This window comes from Arthrobacter sp. B0316-1-20 (assembly GCF_059091865.1).
This window is the reverse complement of record NZ_JBNHHC010000172.1, coordinates 1-3803: the sequence shown is the minus strand read 5'-3', so window position 1 is coordinate 3803 and position 3803 is coordinate 1. Positions and strand designations below refer to the sequence as shown.

The 3803-nt window shown below is 67.0% G+C and carries 5 protein-coding genes; 1 reads left to right on the top strand and 4 read right to left on the bottom strand.

The window, feature by feature from the left end; genetic code table 11:
* Positions 1 to 26: 26 nt before the first annotated feature.
* The 3 genes from AC5RW2_RS41220 to AC5RW2_RS41210 all read right to left on the bottom strand — a co-directional run bounded on the left by AC5RW2_RS41220 (position 27) and on the right by AC5RW2_RS41210 (position 2493).
* Positions 27 to 851, bottom strand: coding sequence for a nuclease-related domain-containing protein (locus AC5RW2_RS41220; RefSeq protein WP_494075307.1), 825 nt, complete (start codon positions 849 to 851; stop codon positions 27 to 29).
* Between the two features lie 318 nt (positions 852 to 1169).
* Positions 1170 to 1640, bottom strand: coding sequence for an SRPBCC family protein (locus AC5RW2_RS41215; RefSeq protein ID WP_494030396.1), 471 nt, complete (start codon positions 1638 to 1640; stop codon positions 1170 to 1172).
* A complete protein-coding gene (locus tag AC5RW2_RS41210) occupies positions 1630 to 2493 on the bottom strand; it encodes a CPBP family intramembrane glutamic endopeptidase (protein WP_494030397.1) in 864 nt (287 codons plus the stop codon). Before AC5RW2_RS41210 ends, AC5RW2_RS41215 begins: the two co-directional genes overlap by 11 nt.
* A gap of 162 nt (positions 2494 to 2655) precedes the next feature.
* On the opposite strand from AC5RW2_RS41210, the gene AC5RW2_RS41205 reads away from it, so the two are divergent.
* Complete coding sequence (locus AC5RW2_RS41205; RefSeq protein WP_494030398.1) at positions 2656 to 3474, top strand: maleate cis-trans isomerase family protein; 819 nt, start codon at positions 2656 to 2658, stop codon at positions 3472 to 3474.
* Here the strand turns inward: AC5RW2_RS41205 and AC5RW2_RS41200 are convergent.
* Positions 3410 to 3803: flavin reductase family protein (locus tag AC5RW2_RS41200; protein WP_494075306.1), on the bottom strand; the 394-nt coding region annotated here is incomplete at its 5' end. The genes AC5RW2_RS41205 and AC5RW2_RS41200 overlap by 65 nt on opposite strands.

Sequence of the window (3803 nt, the reverse complement as noted above, 5' to 3'; positions counted from 1 at the left end):
AAGGGAAAGACCGACCAGCTGTCGCGTCAGGCCATGACGCAGGAGACCGGCTGTGGCGTGGGCTGCGGTGTGCGCAGGACCAGGCCCATGAGGAGTCCCCACAGCAAAGCCACGACGACATAAATCAGGATCATCCCGAAGAGAATCCGGAGCACTCCACCCCGGAACTGGCGCTTACGACGCCGGCTGCCGGGCTTCGGCAGCCGTGTCGCCTTCGGGGCGGGAGACGGCAGGCTACCCGGCTGCTGAACGGCCCCGGCCGGTTCGTCACGCCTGCCCTGCCTGTGGTCCTGCCACGTCCTGTAGCTGTGGACGCTGAGGTCGTCTTCCCGGTCGCGCATCGTCCGGGTGGTGAGGAGCTCGGGAGAGGCGGTGCCGGTCAACAGCAGCCGCAGCTTGGCGTGGATCGCCGCCACGGCCTGCGGCTCCAGGACCTTGGGCAATGCGTGGACAGCGTCCCGCACGGTTTCCACGCCGTGCACTTTTACTGCCCCGGACAGCTGGCCGTCCACCTGCAGGTGCCCGGCCAGGCAGAGCCAGGCCTGGACAAAGCGGCGGTAGGGCGGATCCAGCAGGGCTGCAATCGATGCGGCCTGCTGCTCGGCCGATTCCACATGGCGTCTACGCGAATAGCCGTTCTGGTACAGGCCGTTATTGCGGATCTCCACGCGGCCGGTCCAGTTCTTCGCGTCGATGACCAGGACACCTCCGGGACCGATGAGTACGTGGTCGATGTTTGCCTTGGGCCTGCCCGGCCAGTGGACATCGTGCAGGATGCGCCACCCGTCCGCTTCCAGCTCCGCCAGCAGGCCGGCCACGAGGACCTCGCCAGCCGCTCCCGCCTCCCACATTCTCTGGGAACGCTCGGCGTTTTCCAGCTCACGCCGTGCTTTCTCGGCCCGTTCGGCTGCACGCCGTGACTGCTCCGCAGTTCCTCCGCCTGCCGTGATCCTGGTCCACCTCCCACCTGAGAGCCTGACCCGAGGAGCCAGGAAGCGCAAGGACGGAGCAAGAACCTCGCCCATCCTGACCACCGGTACCGCGGCGGCCGGCGGGCTTCCGCTGGAACGTCACCGGCCGCCGTCGTACCCCACCCCGCGAAACTGCTGAAGATGCCTATTCGGGGACGAAAATCCGACAAAAGGTGAGGTTTCGCGGGGACGGTGGTGTTACTGCTGCGGCAGCTCCCACGGTGCCTGCGGGAGGACGTGCCCGGTCTCAAGCAGGGTCTTGAGGTTGGACAGGACCGCGGCCCAGCCGCCGGCGACCTCGTCCCGTTCGGCTTCGTCGGCCAGGTCCTCGTGGGTGACGGTGAGCCGGACGATCTCCCCGTAGGCTTCGATCCCGAAGGTGACCCGGGAGACCCCGGCCGCACCTGGCTCGGCGGTTTCCGCATTGGGCTCCGCCCAGGTGGTCACTAGCCGCGTGGGCGGGGTGCTCTCCACAACCATGCCCAACACGTCGGAGATCCCCGAGCCGTCGGTGCGCTGGTGCGCCCAGCTGGAGCCGGCCTGCCAGTCGGAGACATTGCTGTGGCCCCAGTAGGCGGTGGTCATGTCCGGATCGGTCAGTGCCTGCCAGACCTTTTCCGGAGTGCTGTGGAGGTAGGTGACGTAGACGAATGCCGGTTTACTGCTCATGTCTTCTCCCTTTCGTGTCCAGAATCGCGGTCGCCCCCGCGCCCCGGGCCAGCATGGCTTCGCGGTTCGCCACTGCCACTGCGACGGCCACCGCCACGAACAGCCACATGTCCCACGGTTGGGCGTCGGGCCAGACCGGGTTGTTCATCTGCGCGTGGAACAGGAAGGCCACCAGCAGGCTTCCCCGTGCGGCGTTGAACATCGGTGTGAGGATGACGCTGATCGCCACGATACCGAAGAAGAACGGCCAGAACTCCCAGGCGGACTGCTTGGTGCCGCTCAGCAGGAACGAGGGTGCGTGCCAGATGGCCACCAGCAAACCGAGCAGGAGTCCTGCCAGCATCGGTGAGAACCGGCGCTGGAGCAGCGGCAGCGCCACGCCCCGCCAGCCGAGCTCCTCGATGGGGCCGATGAGGAGCATCGGCAGCAGGGCCGGCAGCACGGCGTACCACGGCGAGTAGGGGAACGGATCGGTGAGGTTGCCTTGGATCGCAGCCCCGGCGTAGTACACGGCAGGCATGGCGACCAGCAGCAGAAGCCACCACGACGGCGCCATCCGCCACAGGGCGAAGCGGCGGAAGAAGTGCCCCAGACCCTTCAGACCGTAGTGGCGCCACACCATGGCCACGCCGACAATTCCGGGTGTGTACACCATGAGGATGAAGACAGGGTTGTTATAGCCCATGGGCCCGAAGACGGCGTCGACCTGGGCCTGGAACAGCATGTACAACGCGCCCGCGCCCCAAGACAGGCCGAAAGTGGCGAGGAAGAAAGTGCGGACCGACCGGAAGGTCAGCCCTGCGGTCCCAGGTTCTGTTCGGCTGTGGCTGGGCATGGGTGTTCGGGCGGTCATGGTGGCCTCTTTCGGTTCAACTGGACGCGGGCGGACGGAAAGCCCCTGCGTTCAGCGTTTCAGCGGAGGCCGCGCGAGGGTATCGGGACCTGCCCTGATCCGCCCCTGATCCAGTTCGGAGAAGGACCCTTAGACTTGGACCACTACGCAGCGGAGACTCACATGAACATCCCTGACCTGACCCGGATCGGCCTGATCGTTCCCAGCTCCAACATCACCATGGAAACGGAACTGCCGGAACTGTTCCGCCGGCAGTCGGAAGCCACCGGCCACACCTACACCTTCCACTCGGCCCGGGCCGGCATGAAGAACGTCAACCGCGAGGAACTGATGGCCATGGTTGGCAAGGCCGCCGACTGCGCCGCCGCCGTGTCCGACGCCGGCGTGGACGTGATTGCCTATGCCTGCCTGGTGGCGGTAATGGCCCAGGGCCCCGGCGCCCATGCCGGTTCCGAAAAGGTCATTGCGGAAGCAGCCGCGGCCAACGGACACCCGGCCGCTGTGACCAGCAGCGCCGGTGCGCTGGTGCGGACCCTGCAGGAAATGGGTGCCCGAAGAATCCTGATGGTCGCTCCCTACCTGAAGCCGCTGACGCAGCTGGTGCGCGAGTACATCGAAGGCGCCGGCATCGAAGTCCTCGACGCCGTCAGCCTCGAAGTTGCGGACAACCTGGCCGTCGGCCGCCTGGATCCGGCGAAGCTGCCCGGGATCGCCCGGAACCTGCAGCGCGAAGGTGCTGACGCCGTCGTACTTTCCGCCTGCGTGCAGATGCCGTCGCTGGCGGCCGTCCAGGCCGTCGAGGATGAACTCGGGCTGCCGGTCGTTACCGCGGCCACCGCCACTACTTACGAGATCCTCAAGGCACTGGGCCAGCAGCCCGCCATCAGCGGCGCAGGCAGCCTGTTGGCCGCTGCTCCTACTCCGGCAGACCGTTCCGCGGCCGGAAATGCCCCGGCCAGTCCGCCTTGCGGATCCGCGTGATTTCGTGAATAGACCCCATGGTCCCCCATTCATCCAGACCCAGTCGGGACAGCGGTTCCAGCAGATCGATCCGCGGGTGGCTGCCATCCAGGACCCGGCCGGACACGACGGCGTGCGTCACCTCGCCGAAGACCAGGGTGCAGTCCCCCATCGGCAAGGTCCGGTGAAGCTTGCACTCCAACGCCACCGGTGATTCCGCCACCCGGGGCGGACGCACGGTGAGGCTCGGCTCCCGGGTCAGCCCGGCGGCGTCGAACTCGCTGACCTCGGGAGGAAAGTTGGTCCCGGTGGCGTTGACCTCCGCCAGCAGGCTGGCCGGCGTCAGGTTC